At 65.1% G+C, this 17406-nt stretch carries 23 protein-coding genes; all 23 read right to left on the reverse strand.

From position 1 onward, the window contains the following. Positions 1-100: 100 nt before the first annotated feature. Positions 101-496, reverse strand: coding sequence for a GPW/gp25 family protein (locus P9217_RS04305; protein WP_278086571.1), 396 nt, complete (start codon positions 494-496; stop codon positions 101-103). After that, a complete protein-coding gene (locus P9217_RS04310) occupies positions 493-672 on the reverse strand; it encodes a hypothetical protein (protein ID WP_127215575.1) in 180 nt (59 codons plus the stop codon). The genes P9217_RS04305 and P9217_RS04310 overlap by 4 nt, the downstream gene beginning before the upstream one ends. 9 nt (positions 673-681) lie before the next feature. Next, on the reverse strand, positions 682-1227 hold the full coding sequence (locus tag P9217_RS04315) for a phage baseplate assembly protein V (protein WP_127215574.1): 546 nt from the start codon (positions 1225-1227) through the stop codon (positions 682-684). Further along, a complete protein-coding gene (locus P9217_RS04320) occupies positions 1227-2036 on the reverse strand; it encodes a hypothetical protein (protein WP_278086570.1) in 810 nt (269 codons plus the stop codon). The genes P9217_RS04315 and P9217_RS04320 overlap by 1 nt, the downstream gene beginning before the upstream one ends. Before the next feature lie 91 nt (positions 2037-2127). Continuing rightward, a complete protein-coding gene (locus P9217_RS04325) occupies positions 2128-2520 on the reverse strand; it encodes a hypothetical protein (protein WP_278086569.1) in 393 nt (130 codons plus the stop codon). 24 nt (positions 2521-2544) lie between these two features. After that, on the reverse strand, positions 2545-2781 hold the full coding sequence (locus tag P9217_RS04330) for a hypothetical protein (RefSeq protein ID WP_127246326.1): 237 nt from the start codon (positions 2779-2781) through the stop codon (positions 2545-2547). Between the two features lie 54 nt (positions 2782-2835). Next, a complete protein-coding gene (locus P9217_RS04335; protein ID WP_278086568.1) occupies positions 2836-3891 on the reverse strand; it encodes a major capsid protein in 1056 nt (351 codons plus the stop codon). A 63-nt stretch (positions 3892-3954) separates the two neighbouring features. Next, on the reverse strand, positions 3955-4731 hold the full coding sequence (locus tag P9217_RS04340; RefSeq protein ID WP_278086567.1) for a hypothetical protein: 777 nt from the start codon (positions 4729-4731) through the stop codon (positions 3955-3957). 46 nt (positions 4732-4777) lie between these two features. After that, positions 4778-6112: a S49 family peptidase gene (locus P9217_RS04345; protein ID WP_278086566.1), complete on the reverse strand. Its 1335-nt coding sequence runs from the start codon at positions 6110-6112 to the stop codon at positions 4778-4780. A gap of 8 nt (positions 6113-6120) precedes the next feature. Beyond that, the gene (locus P9217_RS04350) at positions 6121-6393 is read right to left on the reverse strand and encodes a hypothetical protein (protein WP_278086565.1); all 273 of its coding nucleotides are present in this window, start codon (positions 6391-6393) and stop codon (positions 6121-6123) included. Then, complete coding sequence (locus tag P9217_RS04355; RefSeq protein WP_278086564.1) at positions 6393-7994, reverse strand: phage portal protein; 1602 nt, start codon at positions 7992-7994, stop codon at positions 6393-6395. The genes P9217_RS04350 and P9217_RS04355 overlap by 1 nt, the downstream gene beginning before the upstream one ends. Then, positions 7991-9991, reverse strand: a complete 2001-nt coding sequence (locus P9217_RS04360; RefSeq protein ID WP_278086563.1) for a terminase gpA endonuclease subunit — start codon at positions 9989-9991, stop codon at positions 7991-7993. Before P9217_RS04360 ends, P9217_RS04355 begins: the two co-directional genes overlap by 4 nt. Beyond that, on the reverse strand, positions 9988-10554 hold the full coding sequence (locus P9217_RS04365) for a hypothetical protein (RefSeq protein WP_278088270.1): 567 nt from the start codon (positions 10552-10554) through the stop codon (positions 9988-9990). The genes P9217_RS04360 and P9217_RS04365 overlap by 4 nt, the downstream gene beginning before the upstream one ends. A 176-nt stretch (positions 10555-10730) precedes the next feature. Beyond that, entirely contained in the window at positions 10731-11327 is a 597-nt protein-coding gene (locus P9217_RS04370; protein ID WP_278086561.1) for a phage tail protein, read from the reverse strand. Positions 11328-11423: 96 nt separating this feature from the next. Continuing rightward, positions 11424-12260 (reverse strand): hypothetical protein, encoded by an 837-nt coding sequence (locus tag P9217_RS04375; protein ID WP_278086560.1) that lies wholly within the window; start codon positions 12258-12260, stop codon positions 11424-11426. Between the two features lie 342 nt (positions 12261-12602). Next, entirely contained in the window at positions 12603-14414 is a 1812-nt protein-coding gene (locus P9217_RS04380; RefSeq protein ID WP_278086559.1) for a DNA primase family protein, read from the reverse strand. Next, complete coding sequence (locus P9217_RS04385; RefSeq protein WP_278086558.1) at positions 14411-15670, reverse strand: P4 alpha zinc-binding domain-containing protein; 1260 nt, start codon at positions 15668-15670, stop codon at positions 14411-14413. Before P9217_RS04385 ends, P9217_RS04380 begins: the two co-directional genes overlap by 4 nt. Next, the gene (locus P9217_RS04390; protein ID WP_278088271.1) at positions 15667-15810 is read right to left on the reverse strand and encodes a hypothetical protein; all 144 of its coding nucleotides are present in this window, start codon (positions 15808-15810) and stop codon (positions 15667-15669) included. The genes P9217_RS04385 and P9217_RS04390 overlap by 4 nt, the downstream gene beginning before the upstream one ends. Continuing rightward, positions 15807-16310 carry a DNA methyltransferase gene (locus tag P9217_RS04395; RefSeq protein WP_278088272.1) on the reverse strand — a complete coding sequence of 168 codons (504 nt, stop codon included), beginning with the start codon at positions 16308-16310 and terminating at the stop codon, positions 15807-15809. Before P9217_RS04395 ends, P9217_RS04390 begins: the two co-directional genes overlap by 4 nt. After that, positions 16307-16546: a hypothetical protein gene (locus tag P9217_RS04400; RefSeq protein WP_278086556.1), complete on the reverse strand. Its 240-nt coding sequence runs from the start codon at positions 16544-16546 to the stop codon at positions 16307-16309. The genes P9217_RS04395 and P9217_RS04400 overlap by 4 nt, the downstream gene beginning before the upstream one ends. Next, a complete protein-coding gene (locus P9217_RS04405) occupies positions 16536-16823 on the reverse strand; it encodes a hypothetical protein (RefSeq protein ID WP_278086555.1) in 288 nt (95 codons plus the stop codon). The genes P9217_RS04400 and P9217_RS04405 overlap by 11 nt, the downstream gene beginning before the upstream one ends. Then, positions 16816-17091: a hypothetical protein gene (locus P9217_RS04410; protein WP_278086554.1), complete on the reverse strand. Its 276-nt coding sequence runs from the start codon at positions 17089-17091 to the stop codon at positions 16816-16818. The genes P9217_RS04405 and P9217_RS04410 overlap by 8 nt, the downstream gene beginning before the upstream one ends. Then, positions 17088-17336, reverse strand: a complete 249-nt coding sequence (locus tag P9217_RS04415; RefSeq protein ID WP_278086553.1) for a Cro/CI family transcriptional regulator — start codon at positions 17334-17336, stop codon at positions 17088-17090. Before P9217_RS04415 ends, P9217_RS04410 begins: the two co-directional genes overlap by 4 nt. Positions 17337-17406 lie beyond the last annotated feature (70 nt).

Consider the following 17406-nt stretch of genomic DNA (forward strand, 5'->3'; position numbering starts at 1 on the left):
GTTCCTGTTTCCGGGCGAAGCCCGCAAGGCCGACTGGCCGTCGCGGCTGATGCCGCGCCCCACCGGAGCCGCAGGCGGCGAAGCCGTGCGCGGCGTGAGGCTATGAAGAAGTTACGATCAGTTGGCCGCCGGCCTGACCGAGGCGCAGCGAGACGGTGCCGGCCGGCGTGAAGTCGCCGAGATGGGCGCGCGGCCGGTAAATGCCTTCGATGACCCAGGCGGAAGCGCCGGCGCGGTCGAGTGTCAGCGGCGAGATGCGCGTCGGCGTGAGGCGCGGCTCGAAAAGCAGGATCACGGCCGCGACCGACCACTCGAAGCGGATGACGGTCTGGACGTTGGCGAGCTCGCCGAGCAGCGCCGGGACCGGACTGCCGACATATTCACGCAAGACGCGCTCGAAATAGCGTGTCGTCAGCAGGATCTCGATCGCCTGGATGACGTTGTCCCAGCCGCTCTGCCGCAGCCCGGTCGAGCGGTCCATGCCGAATTGCGTCACTTGCGCTTCCCGCGTCTGCCCTTCGCCGGAGCGTCGGCCGATCCATCAGCCTTCGGCTGCGCCGGCTCGACGACATGGCCGCGCAGCCGCTCATAGGCCGCCTGCGACGGCGTCATTTCGACGGCGGTGCCGGCCACGCCAAGGTGCGGCGCGCGCTTGGTGACAACGAGTTTCATGGAGGCCTCCTAGTCGGCGGCGAATACTTTCGAGGAGCCCTCGACGATCGGCCAAAGGCCGGTCGAAGATCCCGACATGACATGGACGCGATCGCCGATGCGGGCGACCTTCTTGCCCTCGGCCGCGCCGAGGTCGACGCGGGATGCCGACAGTTCCGCGCGGTAGCCGCCGCCGTCGAACAGCATCGTCGCCCCGCCGAAGGTCGACAGGATCCGCGTCCCCGGATCGGACGACGGGGATGCGTTCTGGTCCGAATAGGTCATCGGCAGCGCGACCGCCTGGCGCATGTCGCCATGCGGCGCGACCAGCATCATCTGCTGGCCTTGCGTCGGCGGCCGCCAGGACTTTTCGGTGCCGGCGATCTCGCCCCACGGCCGCAGCGGCGACAGGAATTCGCGGCCATTGGCGTCCGACAGCAAGAGCTGCACGCGCTTGGCGTCGTGATCGACCTTCTTCACCGTGCCGAACCGCAGGTTGCCGGCGACCATGCGCTTTAGCGCGGCGATATCGGCCTGGAGGCCGAGGATGACCTTCACCAGTTCCGTGTCATGCATCAGGCGGACCCGCCGAGATCGGGATCGGGCAGGATATCGTCCGTCAGTTCGGTCTGCTCGCCGTTGATGACGGTGCCGACCTGGTCGAACCCGACGACTTCGCCGGCATCGGGCGGTGCGACGCCCAGCATGGCCGGCACCGCGGCCGTGGTCATCAGGGTCGACTGGATCTTCTGCCAGCTCATCAGGTCGAAGCCCTTGGCGAACTCGCCGCGCATGATGACGACCGCAGACTGGTAGTCCGGGACCGTCGCCAGTTTGGTCAGTGCCGCGTCAATGACGGGAGGCAGCTCGGCGCCCGGAGCGGGATCGCAGACCGGCTCGATCTCAATCTCGACCATGCGGATGGCGTGCTTGCGGCCGCCTTCCGGATCGACGCCGCGAGCGGCCTTCACCGGCCCGATCGCGGCGACAAGCGAGCGGAAGCATTCCGCGAAGGCATTGTTGGGATCGGACAGCACGCGCCGCCACTGCCGGTCGAGCATGTCGAGCGAGAATTCAAGACCGGCATCGGTCGGCGCGATCTCGATCTGGTTGACCGCCTGGCCGTCGGTCGTCTGATAGGTGACGCTGCTGGCAACGATCAGGTCGAGCGCGAAGGTCACGGTGCCGGAGGTGACGAAGAAACCCTCGTTCTGGCCGGCATACTTGCTCTCGTCGATGCGAACGAGGATGACCGGCGTCTGTCGGTCGCTCATGATCGAAGACAGCGCCTCGATCGAGGAATCGGTGACGCCGTCGGCGGCGATGGTGTTGCCGCGCAGCGCCTGCACTGCAAGCATGCGCAGCATGGCGTTGACCAGGCTCATCCGTTCTGTCCTTCGCTCGCCGCGGCTTCGCCGCTCGCTGCGGACGGCCGGGCAAACGTGCCCGACGCGCGGTTGCCGCCTTTGGCGGAGATCACGGCGCCGCCTTCAGGTTCGACAGATAGAACACGATCACCTCGGGCAGGTCATCGACGACGCGCTCGATCGAATAGATCGGCTCGGCCGGGCGGCTGGTGACCTCGCACTGATCGCCGGTCTTCGGCAGCCAGGCCATATCGGCGCGCGGGATCGAAGCGGTGCACAGCCGGCCGGCGTAGCGGGTCGGGGCCATGCCGCGATCGCGGCCGCCGAGGAATTCCAGGTCCGGATCGATGTCGAACCGGCCTTTCAGGCCGAGCATGGCCGGGCGCGACGGATCGTCGGCTACCGACATCTCGCCCCGGACCTTGGCGCGGATGGTGATGAGATCGCCGAGGCGGGAGCGCGTCTCATGGACAAGGCGCGAGCGGGCTGCACGAATATCCATGAAAGGCTCCGAAAAGGTGAGGCCTCAGGCCTGGCCGAGGTCCATCTGGCTGGCCTCGTCCGCCTTCACGAGGTCAACCTTGCTGGCCGGGCGCGCGGCACCCTTTGCGACAAGATCGTCGAGCTGCTTCTTGTCGACGTCGATGATTGATCCAGGCGCCTTCACCTCGATTTCTGCGCGCTTGATTGTCTTGCCTTCCAGGCTCTTCTCGCCCGGCGACTTGCACAGGTGAACGGTGCTCAAAGCAACGGCTTTGACCATGATGCTTTCTCCAATTGTGTTGAATTGCCGAGAAACGATGTCGGACCGGGGCAATCAGCCGAGGACGGTCGCCTTCAGCGTCGCGTTCGGATTGACGGGCACCATCAGCGGCGCCGACTGGGTGAGGATCTGCTCGATCGCCACATCGCCTTCGGGAATGTAGTTGCGCGGGAAGATCGCCAGCGCCTCGAACTGCGCATGCACGTCGACGATCGTTCCGAAGCAGCGATAGCCCTGCACGTTCGGACCGGTCAGCACGACATCCTTGGGCGACATGAACGGAGTGACCGAGCCGTTGACGGTGTAATAGTCCTTATAGACCCAGACTTCGATACCGCCACCGAGCGTGCCGCCATAGCGGACCTCGCCGGTGGTCATGAGGCCGGTCTTGATCGTCAGGTCGGCATTGCCGCGCCTGGTCAAGTCCATCTCGGCGAGGATCTCGCTGTCGCGCCGCATGACGCCCCAGGCATCCGTGCCGACGGTGATGCGGTTCGGCGCGCCGCCGAATTCGGCCGAATGCATCGTGTCCGCCCAGCCCTGGATGTCGTCGAGGATGGACACCCCGGGATCACCCCAGCGCGCGCCGGCGCCGAGCACCACGGTGTGTCCGGCCGCTCGACCGAAGTCGACCAGCCGCTGCGGCATATCCTTGCCTTCGATGACGACCTGGCCGTCGATGACGGCCTTGGCGGCCATCCATTCCCAGAGCCTTTCGACCGCGACGCGATGGAACTGCAGGATGTCGGCCTTGACCGCATCGTAGCGGGCCGCGGGGCTCTGCGCATTGGGACCAAGCAACGTCCCTGGGCGGCGGGTGAGAGCCCGCAGCGGCGATACAGGGTCGCTGGCCTTGACGTAACCCGGCTTGAAGCGCTCGACGCGCGCGCCTTCCTCGTAGATCGCCCGCCCCTGCGCCATCGGGGCGACGAAGGGCGCGAGCTTGCGGCCCGAACGCGGAATCTTCTCCAGGTCGATATATTCGTCGGTCGATGACATCTGGTGGGGGAAGAGAAGATCGAGCCAGTAGCTCGGCACGATGTCGAGCTCGCGGAACACACCGAGCAGGGTGTGCGTGTCCCAAAGTTCGTAGTTGTCGAAATCCGCCATGGTCGTGGCCCTTGTGAAGATGCGGCCGACGCCGCGATTGCGTTAAGAGTTTGCGCCTTGCGCTCAGAGCCGCTTGCGGACGAGGATGTTGGTGGGCGCCGGCGCGCCCCGGAAAGCGGCCTCGCGCTTGTCATCCGTGTTGAACGAGGCATCCCAATTGAGCGCATCCGGATTGAAATTGCCGGCCCGGTAGATCGCGACGCGCTGCGCGACATCGGTGTCGACCACCGGGGCAGTCGTGATGCCGAGGGGCGCCACACCGATCTGATCCGCCCCGCCGACGAGGGTGGTGTTCGAAAATGCGATGGCTGCGCCGGTCTCGGTGGTTGCGATCGCGTTGCCGGGCGCTCCCGCGGTCTTGGCGGCGATACCGACGATCCCGGCGGCATCGGACTGAGCGCTGACATCGGGATGGGGCGTGGTGAGCGAACCGTATGCGGTGCCGGCACCAGCTCCGCCATTGATCGCCGCGATCAAATTGCTGGCGGTCTCCGCCGCCGTCGCACCGATCTTGATCTGACCGGCGACAGTCGTCGGCGCAGCCTTCAAGGTATAGACCGTCGCGCCGAGGGTGATGGTGTCGTCGACAGCCCCGGCACCGGAGAGCACCAGCCGGCCGGTCGCCTTGCTGCCGGGCGCATGGACAAAAGTCGCCATGGCCACGGTGTCCGTGGCCGCGAGGCCGACAACCGAGAAAGCCGGCAGCGCTACATCCGCTGCCACGGGAAAGTCCTCGGTGACAGGGTGCGGTATGGCCGAATTGAAGATTTCGGCGGAGGTGAACGTCTCGGAAACGTCCCGTGCCGCCATGCCCGGCTGCGCAAAGGGAATGCTGGTCATGATCGACCCTTTCAGGTGAGGAGTTGCGATTGGATGGTGCGAGGCATCAGCCCTGCCGGGCCGGCGCTCCCGTCGAGGCGCGGTAATTGGCCAGGATCCGGTTGGCCGCTTCCTGCGATGCCGCCGCGGACTTTCCAGCGCCGGGCTGTGCGAGGCCGGCCGCGGCAAGGCGCGATTTCTCATAGACCTCGGCGCCTGCGTCTACCGGCTTGAACGCCGCGACGTTCGCGACGACGAACGCGGCGACATCTTCACCGGTCATGGCAGGCGACTTGGTCGCCAGGTCGAGCGCCGCCGCCATGCGACCGCCGTCTCCCTTGACGCCCTCGGCGCCAAGGGCGGTCGTCAGGCGCTTGTTCTCGGCCGCCACGCCGGCGGCATGGCCTTTGGTCTCGGCAGCCGCGACGGCCGCGTCGTGATCGGCTTTCGGAATGCCGGCAACTCCAATGGCTGCGGGCGCGCCGGGGTTCTCGCTCATGGATGTGCTCCCTTTCTGCGGGGTTGAGCGCCCGCCGTTCGGCGTGGAGGCGCGGGAAAGTTCGGCAAGCACGCTTTCGAACGAACCGACCCGGTCGGCGATGCCGGCGTCGACCGCAGCCTTGCCAATGAACGTGCGTGCTTCCGTCTTGCGCGCGGCGGCTGCGGTGAGCCTGGAGCCCCGGCCTTTGGCTACCGTGGCGAGGAAGGCGCCGTAGAAGGCGTCAACTTCGGCCTGCAGGTCCTCGCGGACGGCGTCGGAAAGCGGCTCGAAAGGGTTGGCGTCGACCTTGTGGGCGCCGGCGTGGATGAGCGTCGGCGTGATGCCGTCGCGGTCCAGCTGCCGGCTGAAGTCGGCGTGCAGAAGAACGACGCCGATCGAGCCCGCTATGCCGGTTTCCGTGGTGACGATCTCGTTGGCGCCGGACGCGATGGCGTACATGGCCGAAGCCGCCATGCCGTTGACAACCGCGACGGTCCGCTTCCTTGCGGCAAGATCGTGCACGAGGGCCGCGGTTTCGAAGGCGCCCACGGCTTCGCCGCCTGGCGAATGCATGTCAAGGATGACAGACCTGACAGCCGGGTCGGCAGCTGCCGATTTCAGCTGGAAGCCGATCCCTTCGTAGGAAGTCAGACCGGAGCTGGCACCGACCCAGGCGCCGCGGTTCACCAGGGAGCCGGTGACCGTGATGATGCCAACCCCGTCGCGGGTGACGCGATACGGCACGGCGCGACGGGCACCGTTCTCGTCCTCGACGACCGATCCCCCCTCGAATCGGGAACTCTCGGGCCCATTGACGCCGAGCCTGCCGGCAAGGACGGAAAGCACCACCTCGGCCTTGTCACGCGTGATCAGCAGCGGCCGGTTCAGCACCCGGTCGGCGATATGGATCAGCGATGTCATGGAAGCTCCTAGCGGATGAACCGCATCGTCTTGGCGTAGCGCGAACGCTTTCCGTTCTTTGCCGAGCAGGCGGCCGCAAGGCGCATCAGTTCGGCGTCGAGCGCCTTGATGTCGGCGCCGGAAAAACGAAGCTGCTCTCGCGTCACCGGGGACTGGATAGACAGTTCCTCGACATGCTCGCCGGCGAGCGCGCGCAGCTTGACCGCATAGAGCGCCTGATAGAGCGCGCAGGGGTCATCCTGGTCGACGGCAACGCCGTTGATGGTGACGAGGGTCGGCATCAGGCATCCTCCTTTTTCTTCGATGCCTTCTCGTCCTGGATGACGTCGTCCTTCGCGTCGCCCGGCCCCTGACCGAACGGCGACGGCATGCCCGCTTCGACATAGCGCTTGTGCCAGTAGAGCCGGCGCTCGAAGACCTCCTCCGCGTCGGCGCCGATCTCGGCGCATTCCATGTCAAGCGTCGACGTCCCGTTGAGCAGCCGCTCGCTCGCGGCCTTGGCGCTCTTCTGGTCGTCGGCAGTGGCCTTGGCCGGGCCTTGCCACATTGCCCAAAGCACCCTGTCGCGGTTTGCGGAGAAAGCCTCGTAGCCACCCTTGAACGGCAGCCGGCCGGTACCGATCAGCTCGTCCACCAGATGCTCGAAGCCGATCTGGCAGATCGGCGAAGCGATGCGATCGCGACGGCGGGTGACAACCGGGTGCAGGGACGCCCCTTCCATTCGGGTCGAGGAATAGGTCGCGCCCTCGTAGTTCATCGTGTAGCTGGCAACGCTGATGCCGATCGCGCGCGCCATGCCGCGCTGCAGCTCGTTGGATACGGGCAGGAATTGCGGCCCCGGAATGCCGGTCGACATCAGGTCGAGTTTCTCTCCGGGCGCCAAATGCGAGATTTTCGGATCGCTGCCGACCGAGATTTCGCTTTCGGCCGCCTTGTCCATGACGGCAAGGAAATAGTCGCGGAACTGGGCGCGCAGCTCCTTGCCGTCCTGGCTCTCGCCGAGCGCCTCAAGAGCCTCGAAGGCCTCTGCCGAAGGCTTTTCGCTGGTCAGCACCTGGGCAAAGACGGTCTGCAGGATGCCTGTCTGGATCGTCACGTCGACCAGCGTCTCCCATTGCAGGTATTCGCGAAAGGCCGCGACGAGCCGAGAAATGCCGCGCACGTCGTTGCCGTCGACCGGATCGAACACATGAGCGACCATCTGCCGCCCTTGCGCGTCATAGGCCCGATGGTCGCGCTTGACGACGATGCCGGTTTCTTTCTCGGCGAGACGGTAAGCCACAGGACGGCCGTTCGGATCGTGGATGACGCCTTGATACAGCCCCTCGAACTCACTGGTGTCCTGCACCAAAGCGGTAGGCGTCGTCAGGCACATCTTGGTTCCGGACGTGATGCCGTAGCGGCGGCGGTCGCCGGCGGACATATAGTCCATCAGCATCAGCGCCTCGCCAAAGACAACGTCATGGCGCAGAGCGATGTCGACCTTTTGCGGCACGATGAATTTGCCCTTAAGGTCGCATTCGCGCGCGTTCCACGCCCAGCGCTTCCACTCGGCCTTCAACAGCTTGATGAAATCGTCCGTCTCCTTCCTGTCGTAACCAAGCTTTGCCAGGTCCGGCATCGGATTGAGGATGAGCTCGACCCCGACGGTGTCGGCGATGACCTGGTCGACCGCACCTCTCAGACGGCCGGAATTCTGGATGATGTCCATGGCAAGGCCGGCCGCGCGGCGCCAGGCGGTGCGGACCTCGTCGCGGTGGTCGCGCAGCGCGGTGCCGCGCGTCGACAGGATCCGCGAACGGCTGTCGCGCAGATACCCGGCATTTGCAGGCGGGCGCGGAGCGGCGCCTCCCCTGCCCAATATCCGCTCCAGCAACTTCATGCGCGCCTTTTCCATTTCTCGCGACGGGCTTGCGAGGCCTCGTCCGTCGTCGATTCCGTCGGGTCCGTGGGTTCAGGCTTCGGGGCATGGCGCAGGCCGTGAAGCAGATCCGGCTCCGAAGCCGGTCTCAGGCGCTCGCGCAGCGCCGCCCAGTCGTCCGCCCTGTTGGTCGACAGCCCGAGCATTTCCGCCATCGCCATGGCGTAGACCTGCGCGTCCAGGCAGTGGTTGTCCGGCCGCAGGCGTTTCCATTCCTCGTGGAACTTGCCGCGCACGACCTCGGCGACGAAGGCCTCCGCCGTAAGCTGCAGGAAATATTCCTTCGGCAGGAAGTCGCCGAAATGCACGTAGCCAGGCGGATCGGCCGGCTCGCCGGAACGCAGGCCGGGCTTGTGCAGATTGGCGAACAGCTCGGACTTCAAGCCCCATGTGCCGACCGGCCACAGCATGGCGCTGCCGAAACGCTTGCGCTTGCCGCGCTTGGTGACCGACTTCTTGGCCGGGACGCTGATTGCCGGCATACCGCGTCCGCCGACGCCCTTGACAGCATAGGCATTGGGGCGCCGCCGGCACCATTCCAGGACCTGATTGGTGCGGCCGCCGTCGCCGCCGTCCACGGCCAGTGCCTCGATCCGCCGCCAGCTACCGAAAGCGTCGTGGAGCGGCTTGGCGAAGAACTCACCGAGCTTCGTCCAGGCGCCTTCGCCTGCATTGTCCGTCGCACCCTCGAAGAAGCGGACGCCCAGCACCCAGCACTGCCGGTCTTCGCCAAAGGCGACGACGACGGTCCAGATGCCATTGTGCTGCACGTCGGCGCCGGCGACGAGAATAAGCCCCTCGGCAGGGATCTTCATTTCCGCGAAGGGTTCGCGGCGCTCCATCAGCCGCTCGTATTCCGGCGCGTTGCCCTTCACCTTTGCGGGAAGGCCGTACACCAGATTGAAAATGCCCTTGTCGCCGAGACCGCCGGCCTTGGAGTGGTTGAGTATGTCCTCGGCGATCGCTTCGTAGCTCATCATCAGCGAGATGAAGGCATCGACGTGGAAGCCGGGGTGCCGGTCAGGACCGGTCAGGGTGGCGATGTAGCGTCCATTGCGGACGCCGATGACCCGCTCGGTTTCGGTGATGATGTGCCCGCAATGCGGGCAGACATAGAAGCTCTTGTGCGGATGCAGGCGATCGAGGTGAAAGCCCTCGTGGGCCTGGACGAACTCGCCGCCACATTCAACACAGGCAATGTTCCAGAAACGCTGGTCGGAGCGCTTGAAGGAACGGTCGATCCGGCAGTGCCCCGGCAGATCGCCGAGTTCGTCGCCGGTGTCGATCTCGGGCGTCGACAGCTCGAAGATCTTGAAGGCCTTTGTGCGCCGGAAGGCGGTGAAGCGACCGAAGAAGAGCGTTTCCGGATCGTCGCCGCTGACATGGGTCTGCCACTTGGAGACCTCGTCCTTGACGCCGTAGCGCGTCGTCTTGCCCGAGAGATCGGTCGCGACGTTGGCGTTGGCGAGCATTAGCGATCCGCCGGCGAAGCGCTTCTCGTAGATGGTGGAGCCCGAGCCGGACCGGCTCACGGCCGGGAAGATCACCTGCTTGCCAGTCTTCGCCTGCCACGCCTCGATAAGCGGCTGCAGCTTCTGGCTGTTCATGTCCTGCAGGAAGTCGATCGACGGCAGGCCATAGATGGTATTGTCTGGCGCCGTGTCGGCGATGTAGAGCGACCAGGCAAGGGCGAGGATCGAGACGCCGGTCTGCTGCGACTTGCGCACCGTCACCAGATTGCAGGGATGCTCGAGCGACAGGCAGTCGGCGATCTCGCCGAGATACGGCGCATCCTCAAGCGCCCAGAGTTCTCCTTTCTTAGGCCCGTCGACGAGCACGATGTTGTCGGGCAGCCACTCGCGAAAGCGCGCCGGCGGGCGAGGCCTGATCGCCTCCGCCAGTGCTACGCCGGCCAGGCGGAGCGCCCCCGGATGGCCAGGCCCGACATGGATGCTCAAATCTCTTCGTCCTCGAGCACGTCGTCATGCTCGGCAGCTTTCTCGACGATGGCGCCGAGCCGATCGGCGATTTCGGTGTTCAACTCGAAAGCGATGCTACGCAACAGCACGCGCAGGCCATGAGCGCCTTCTCTGGAAACTGCCAAAGCCATGTCGTCGGCCTTGTTCTGCAGGCGGGCGATGCTCGACTGGATCTCCCGGCCGCAGACGGTCAGGGCTTCACGCATCCGGTCGGCACGAACCAACTGGCCGATATGCTCCTGCCGACGCAGCTTCTCGCGTCCGACTTTGAGCCAGGCTTCTTGCCGAAGCGCTTCGTCGCGCGACGTGCTGGAGTTGGCCGGCGGGGCTGACGTCGCGTCCTTGCGAGCGGCCGCAATCTTCTCGGAGCTGGCGAACTCGCCGCGGTAGTGATCGTAGTGCGCCAGCGAGAACCGCATGATCCGATCGCGCGCGTCGCGCTCGACCGGAAGGTCGTGCTCCTCGACCAGCCGCCGCACGAGTTTGGTGACGGCCTGCTTCGTGACGCCATCGCGCGCCGCAATCTCGGCAGGCGTCGCCATGATGGTTTCTTCAGACGGCATTCAGACAACTTCCTTCGAGCCGCTGACAACCCTGACAACTCAACTTTTTGGATGGTGCGACTGGCAAAAATTCAGGGGCGGGTCTGCCCGTCCTAGGTCGAGGCTCGGGATACGGTCCCTATAGCTTTGGGCAGCGGAGTGGCTGTCTTGCCCGGTCAGTCGAAGAAGCCGGGGAGCATGAAGCTGATCTCATGCATGACCCTCGGCGGCAGCTCGCGGTTGGCGAAGGTTGTGAACTCTTGAGCCGTGTCGCCCTTGACCATCTCGGCCGGGATGATGACGCCTGAATCCACGAGTGAGACGGGCCTGCCCCACCTCGTCGAGGAGCGGTCCGGCGCGTAGACGTGGCCGCCCAAGCCATTGGCTGCGACGCGATTTGGAAACCGGCCTGCCTTGGTGAAGTCTCCGGCAAACAGCCGCCGCGCGCCGAAAGGCGAAGCGGTCACGCCAGCCCGCGTCTCGCGCGGCTGGAAGTATTTGAGCGAGACGTCGCCGCCCTGCGTGCGCATGGCATAGGCGAGCTCGCCATAGTTGGCCCGCTCGACCTTGATCGCCCTGCGGATCGTCCGGTACGGCAGGCCCGTCTGGTTCGCGAGCGTCCGCGTCAGCTTGGTGCGCAACCGATCGCCGACATGATTCACGGCTCGCGCCAGCACCAAGCTGCGCTGCATCTCGCTCAAGCGGCCCAGCGCATTGTCGAGCCGCCTGAGCCCGGACAGATCGGCCCACCTGATCGTCAGCAGGCCGTTCACGCTCGCACTCCGAAAATGAAAAGCCCCGGTCGCGAGGAGCGCCGGGGCGAGTTCTTTCTTACCGTGATCAGGTCTATGTCAAGTTTCTGCCGCGCGTCAACGGACGGAGGCAGTTTTTTTCGCTCCCCGGTCTGCGGCGCCTTCCGCCAGCCAAATACCCGCCCTGTCCTCCTCGAGCCAGGGCGTCATCGAGCGGTCGGAAGACACCAGCCGATGCGCGATCAGCTGCGGCCCGAGCTCGGCCTCGAGCCAGCGCAACGCCGCGACCCAGATCTGGTAGTCGAGCCGGCCCATGATGTCGCCGCTCGGATCGGTCGCGAACTCGTACTTTCGGTAAGCGCCCTTCGCCGGCCGCTTGAGGCGCTCGTCATAGCCATGCACCTCGATATCGTAGGCCTGGCCGTTATTGTCGATGACGCGCTTCATGACGAACCAGGCCGGCTTGCCGCCGCGCTCCGCCAGCCGAACCCTGGCAGGCTCCGCGGTCCAGTCCGGCTCCCGCCCGAGGATCGCGGTTCCGACGACCAGGCTAACAATGCCTTCGCCGCGTTGCGCGTGCGAACGGGCGCTATAGCGCTCAACCGCCCGCGCAACGTACAGCTCGGCCAAACCGTGCGTATCCGGCCAATCGGCCAAGCCATTCCAGCCCTGCGGTTTGATGACCTCGCAAGCGGCCAGCGCGGCCACCGCCCGGCCAACGGTCACCGCATCCTCATGCGGCTCGCCCTGCTCGATCCAAAAATTATCATAGTCTTTGCGGCCGGCGTCTATCAGCGCGCCAAGCTCGCCAAAGCTGGTGATCTTGCCCCATGAGGAAGCCTGCAACATGCGCCAAGCCGAATGCGGATTTTCCAGACCTTCCACGCCACCGCCCTTCGGCAGCTCATGGACGAAGGCCCAGGTCAACAGCTCTTCTATGTTCACCGTCTTCATGTGCTGGCACTCCTTCGTCCCAATTTTTCTCTTATCGACCCAACTCGCTGCTCTTCGTCCCAAATCGAAAAGGTAACAAAGCGAACAAAAGCAGCAGGATAGCCGGGATGTCGGGACGGGAAGGTCGCAAGGGACGATGAAATCCGCGCCATACATGAAACACCCGCCATCCCTCTTTGTCCTTCGTTTGATCTCATCCGCGCACGGACGAACCGAGAAAAATCGACCCTAGCGTCCCTTGCTTCCTAACCTGCTGCTTTCCCAAACCCTTTCAGTCCGGCTCCCTTCCCCAACTCGCAATCTACCGTCCCTCGCGGCCTTGGCGCCAAAATGGGGAAAGGGTCAGCCCTCAAAGCCGTATGGCTCCGGCGAAGGGCCTGGATCGCGGCCGGGCGGCCTGACGAACTCGTCCTTGACCCTGATGCCCCGGTAAATCGTGGTGCCGCTTTTCGCCTTCCAGAAGCGCTTCATCGCGCCTTCAGGCGATCGCCATGTCAGCCGGGTGTAGTCGGGAAGCTTGCGCGAGAACGTAGAGGCTTTGAACTCGGCCGCACCCTCGCGGACTGCCCAGTTGGCGTAGCCGAGATGCAAATCGCCGGGCGAGGTCTCGTCATCCTCCTTGCCCGTCACGACGCAGGCGTTGCGCAGGAAGGCGCCAATCGGATCGCTCTCTTCCCGATATTCGCGGGTCGCGGCGAGCACGCTTTCCGGTGGTCGCAACCCATAGTTCAGGTAGTCCAGCGTTCCCCGTACCAGCCAGGCGAAGACGCCGTCGGCTTCGGCGCGCAGCTTCTTGGGCAGGTCACGATCGATCCTGTCCTTCGAGATCTGGACTTCCCAGGGTACGAGGTAGACGCGGCGCCAGATGCCGTCGGAGGTGTCGTCGATGCGCGGCTTGTGGTTACCCGAAAGCAGGATCTTGAACTGCGGCAGCACCTCGAAGAAATCCTGGTGCAGCCGCCGCACCGCGATCTTCTCGCCGCCGGTCAGCGTCTTGATCAGCGCATCCTTCAGCTTCACGCCCATTTCGGGTTCCGATGCCGCGACCAGCCGCGCCCCGGGCAGGCGCGCGAGGTCGGGCGTCGCCTCGTTGCCCCCTCGCCTGCTGTCGCCGGCGAAACTGTCGATCGACAGCGTCACCGCAAAGTCGCCGAGGATCGAGCAGAGCAGGTCGACGAAGGTCGACTTGCCGTTCGAACCGGCGCCGTAGAAGAACACCAGGCATTGCTCGACGGTGAGGCCGAGAAGGCAATAGCCCGCAAACCGCTGCAGGAAGCTCCTGATCTCCGGGTCGGGCTGCACTTCCTTCAGGAAGGCGTCGAACACCGGCGCTTGCGCTTCCGGCCGGTACTCGGCCTCGCCGCTTTTCGAGATCAGGTCGACGGGATTGTGAAGGTCGAGGCGCGGCCGCCACTCAAAGACTGGATCCTGCGGATCAGACTCCTCGTGCTCCATCCGCACAAAGCGCAGCGTGCCGGAGCGGCAGTTGAAGGCGTAGACGTCCCTGTTGAGGTCGCCCACCATCCTGGCTACATGCGGCAGCGCCTCCTTCATCATGTTGTCCAGCTTCGAGGAACCGGCCGAGCTTTTCGCATGACGATGCCGTGACGACTTCCTCGCGTTGGCGCTCTTCCGCGCCTCATCGGCCGCGTCGATCATGTCTTCCAGTTCCATCAGCCGGCCGAGCTTCCCGGCGTCCCAGCCCTTCTTCGGCGCGCCTAAGCGCTTGCGCTCCAGGCGGGCGTTCCGGCCGGCCTCCAGGGCCCTCTCCTCATCCTCGGTCGCGGTCAGCAGCGCGGCCTCGGCCGAGATCAATTCGGCGGTTTTCTGGGCCAGCGGCCGGACCACCGAACCACCTTCGTCCTCTTTCCAGCGTGTGCCGTCGAAGCCATGCCAGCCGACGCGGGCCACATGCAGCACCCGCGAGCCGTAGCGGATCAGAAAACGGCGACCATTGCCGATATCCGTCTCGGGCTCCGAGGCGCAGTCGCTCAGCACCGACTGCTCGTCGGGCTGTTCGGGAAGCCGCCGCCGCGTTTCACCCGCGCCAGGCAAGGGGGATCGGGGCTCTATCCCATAGGCGGCAGCCTGGCGCTGGGCTTCCTCGAGGACGGCGGCCACCTGGTCCGGCATGGCGGGCTTCTTCCTGCTCACGCCACCCTCTTCGCGGCTTCGGCAGCCATGGAGGCGAAATCGCTTCCAGGCCGCGGCCAGACGATCGGGATCGCCCTGCCCGGCCTCGCATGCCTGGCGCGGGCGCGCGCCATGGCAGCCGCCGTCATAACGCGCTCGGAGTCGCCGTCGGCGAGCAGCACGAGCTCAGTGACCTGCTCGCCCACCCAGATGGCGTCCTCGGGTTCCTGACCAGGTCGAGGAATCGGGCCGGCAATCATCACCGGTCGCGGCACGCCTTTCGAATCCGGCTTCTTCAATTCCGGATGGGCGAACCGCGAGGCGGGATCGGCCGGGCCGGCAAGATTGCCGAGATCGCCGGCGGCGAAATAGAACGTGTCCTCGCGCCAGCTCTCCCAACACGCAAAGGCCGCCCCGTTCTCGATACCCTCCCCGCCGACCCAACGTGCCGCTGAAGGATCGCCGAAAAGCGGGATCAGCCCGCCCTTCTTCGAGCCGCGCATTTTCTTGGTCGGTAGGGCCTCGCCCGTCGCCGGATCGGTGAGCAGCGGCCGGCACTTCGGCGGACGCGCGAGATCGATCCAGGTGATGTGGCAGCCGATCGCATTCAGGTCGGAATTGATGAAGGGCGCGACCATCGCCGGCCCAGAATGGAGCTCACTCGGCCGACCGCGCTGATCGCTGCCGTGCCAGTAAGCCAGCTCCGATGCGCAGCGCAGCCATTGCGGGGCGCGAATGCGCCCGCAGCCGCGTGCCTCGAGATAATCGATGACCAGCCGCCCGAAGCGGCCGACGCGCGCGGCGGCTTCGTAGATGGACCTGGCCTTTTGCCGTTCGCGCTCGCGATAGTCGACCCGCCGTTCGGCGCGTTCAGCCGCCCGAACTTCATTCAGCTGCCGGCGCTCTTCAAGGCGGCTGCGGCGAGCGATAGCCTCGGCCGCGTCTTCCTGGCCCGCCTCGCAAGGTACCGGCTGCTGGAGCACAATGGAGCATGCCTCCAGCAAGGCCGCGCGACGATGCAGGTCGAGGCCCTCGCAGTGGGCAGCCATACCGATGCCGTCATTTCCGCCGGCGCCACCAGCCCGGCAGTTCCATTTGTTCTTGGCGGTGTTGAACGCAAAGGTGTCCGTGCCTCCGCAATGCGGGCATGGCTGCGGGTGCTCGTGACGGCGGCCGGTGAATTTCAGGCCGAGCCGTTTGGCGGCGTCGTCGATCGAGACGGCGCGCGCCTCTTCGACGAAATGTCCGATAACGGAGCCACCAGACTGCTCGCTCAAAACAGCGACTCCTGTTTCGGCTCAGCTGGGGCTTCGACAAACATGTCTGGCTGCGCATAGGCCTTTCGGATCCGCTCGCATGCGATCTCGAAATAGAGGGCATCAATTTCGATGCCGATGAAGGGGCGGCCCTGCTTCACGCATGCGACGCAGTCGTGCCCGATCCCATGAAGGGGTCGCAAACTGTACCTGCCGCGAAAAACCGAAGGCACCACTCCATCAATTCTACCGGCTTTTGGGTCGGGTGGGTCTTGGCATAGCCGACGACCCGGCGACGGTAGAGCTTTGCGGGGCTTTGAAACGAGGCCCAAGCCTGCTCACACATCGCAAGACTGAAGTCCTCTGGTTGGACCTTGTCCCACACCAAAAAGCACTGGGAGGGCGGCAGCGGGAAGTAATTGCCGCCCCAGATAATCTGTTGATCCGAGACCCTCCGCATTAAATCGAAAGTACTTTCACTTGGCGCGCTTGCGTCCCAGTCCTTGCGCTCATGCTTTTGCCTCACCGGATTCGATGCAATGCCGATTCCGTACGGCGGGTCAGTGAGGATTGCTTTGATGCCGAAAAGCGTCGACAACACCTTCCGGCAATCCCCTAAGATCAAACGGCAGGCGCCTATGATCTCTTCACGATGGTTCATTCGAACTCTTTTCCGATCCCCTCGCCGCCGCGCGAGAACACACCCTCGGTTTCAGCCAGCGCCCGCACCTGCCGGGCGGATAGCCCCAGCCGCGCCCTCACCTGATCGAGGCTCTGGCCCATTTCGAACAGCAGCCGCACGCCTTCGGCCTGCATCGGCAAAGGGAGCTTGAAGAGCGCCGTCGCGTCGATGCTGCTAGGGTTCCCGAAGATTGCTTTTGCGGGTCTATCCAGCATCGCCGGTGCTCCCTGTTTCAGTGCTCTTCCCGTGAAACATCGCGCCGGTGTCACGCGGGGGCGGCAGGTAAAAGGCTCGGAAGGAAAATTTCAGCCAATCGCACACGGCGATGACCTTGGGCGCCGAGACGCTCTGGCCGTTGCAGACGCGCGAAAGGTCGGAAGCGCTTAACCCGATGTCGGCGGCGCAAACGCGCCAGCCGCGGCCGTCTTCCTTGAGCGTCGCCCGCAAGAGCTTGCCGAGCTCGCGATAATCATAGGCAGCGAGCCTAACCATGCCTGGCCTCCTTTTTGAGAAACAGCGCAGGTTCCTCGCCGATCCAGGCGCAGAGCGCGAGGAACTCGTCGGCGCCCGGATCGCGGCCGCGCGCGGCGCGAAAGACGGCGTCGACCTCGACGTCCGCCTCTCTCGCCACGCGCGTCGGCGACTTGCCGCGATGGATGCGCCGGGCTTCCAGAAAGAGTGCGAAGAGCGTGAAATCCACCGGCGATTTCCGGCTTTCCCGGCCATTTTCCGGCACTTTTATCGAGGAGGCGCGGCTCATCGCGGCGCCTCCTCGCTGCTGCCGGTCCCGGCTTGGGAGGATGCGCGACCGGCAAGAATATCGGGACCGAAGAGGTCGGGGCGCTGCGCATGGCGCGAGATGCCGGTGGCGCGCTCGATGTCGAGCACGCGTTCGGCCGGCACCCGCTTCCAGGAGTAGAAGGCCTGGTGGCGGATGCCCAGATGCGAGGCAAGCGCGCCCAATCCGCCAACCTTGGCGGCTGCGATTCTGACGATTTCGATCATGGCATGATGGTAGGTATTACCTACCTACTATGTCAACAGGCAATCTCTTGCAAAAAAGTAAGCAATAGTT

The sequence above is a fragment of the Mesorhizobium sp. WSM4989 genome, assembly GCF_029625795.1.
GTDB lineage: Bacteria > Pseudomonadota > Alphaproteobacteria > Rhizobiales > Rhizobiaceae > Mesorhizobium.

Bases quoted from the DNA above. Each gene is read 5' to 3' on its own strand.
- P9217_RS04310 (WP_127215575.1), bottom strand. From the start codon at position 672: ATGAAACTCGTTGTCACCAAGCGCGCGCCGCACCTTGGCGTGGCCGGC.
- P9217_RS04315 (WP_127215574.1), bottom strand. From the start codon at position 1,227: ATGCATGACACGGAACTGGTGAAGGTCATCCTCGGCCTCCAGGCCGAT.
- P9217_RS04320 (WP_278086570.1), bottom strand. From the start codon at position 2,036: ATGAGCCTGGTCAACGCCATGCTGCGCATGCTTGCAGTGCAGGCGCTG.
- P9217_RS04325 (WP_278086569.1), bottom strand. From the start codon at position 2,520: ATGGATATTCGTGCAGCCCGCTCGCGCCTTGTCCATGAGACGCGCTCC.
- P9217_RS04330 (WP_127246326.1), bottom strand. From the start codon at position 2,781: ATGGTCAAAGCCGTTGCTTTGAGCACCGTTCACCTGTGCAAGTCGCCG.
- P9217_RS04335 (WP_278086568.1), bottom strand. From the start codon at position 3,891: ATGGCGGATTTCGACAACTACGAACTTTGGGACACGCACACCCTGCTC.
- P9217_RS04340 (WP_278086567.1), bottom strand. From the start codon at position 4,731: ATGACCAGCATTCCCTTTGCGCAGCCGGGCATGGCGGCACGGGACGTT.
- P9217_RS04345 (WP_278086566.1), bottom strand. From the start codon at position 6,112: ATGACATCGCTGATCCATATCGCCGACCGGGTGCTGAACCGGCCGCTG.
- P9217_RS04350 (WP_278086565.1), bottom strand. From the start codon at position 6,393: ATGCCGACCCTCGTCACCATCAACGGCGTTGCCGTCGACCAGGATGAC.
- P9217_RS04355 (WP_278086564.1), bottom strand. From the start codon at position 7,994: ATGAAGTTGCTGGAGCGGATATTGGGCAGGGGAGGCGCCGCTCCGCGC.
- P9217_RS04365 (WP_278088270.1), bottom strand. From the start codon at position 10,554: ATGGCGACGCCTGCCGAGATTGCGGCGCGCGATGGCGTCACGAAGCAG.
- P9217_RS04375 (WP_278086560.1), bottom strand. From the start codon at position 12,260: ATGAAGACGGTGAACATAGAAGAGCTGTTGACCTGGGCCTTCGTCCAT.
- P9217_RS04395 (WP_278088272.1), bottom strand. From the start codon at position 16,310: ATGAACCATCGTGAAGAGATCATAGGCGCCTGCCGTTTGATCTTAGGG.
- P9217_RS04400 (WP_278086556.1), bottom strand. From the start codon at position 16,546: ATGCTGGATAGACCCGCAAAAGCAATCTTCGGGAACCCTAGCAGCATC.
- P9217_RS04405 (WP_278086555.1), bottom strand. From the start codon at position 16,823: ATGGTTAGGCTCGCTGCCTATGATTATCGCGAGCTCGGCAAGCTCTTG.
- P9217_RS04410 (WP_278086554.1), bottom strand. From the start codon at position 17,091: ATGAGCCGCGCCTCCTCGATAAAAGTGCCGGAAAATGGCCGGGAAAGC.
- P9217_RS04415 (WP_278086553.1), bottom strand. From the start codon at position 17,336: ATGATCGAAATCGTCAGAATCGCAGCCGCCAAGGTTGGCGGATTGGGC.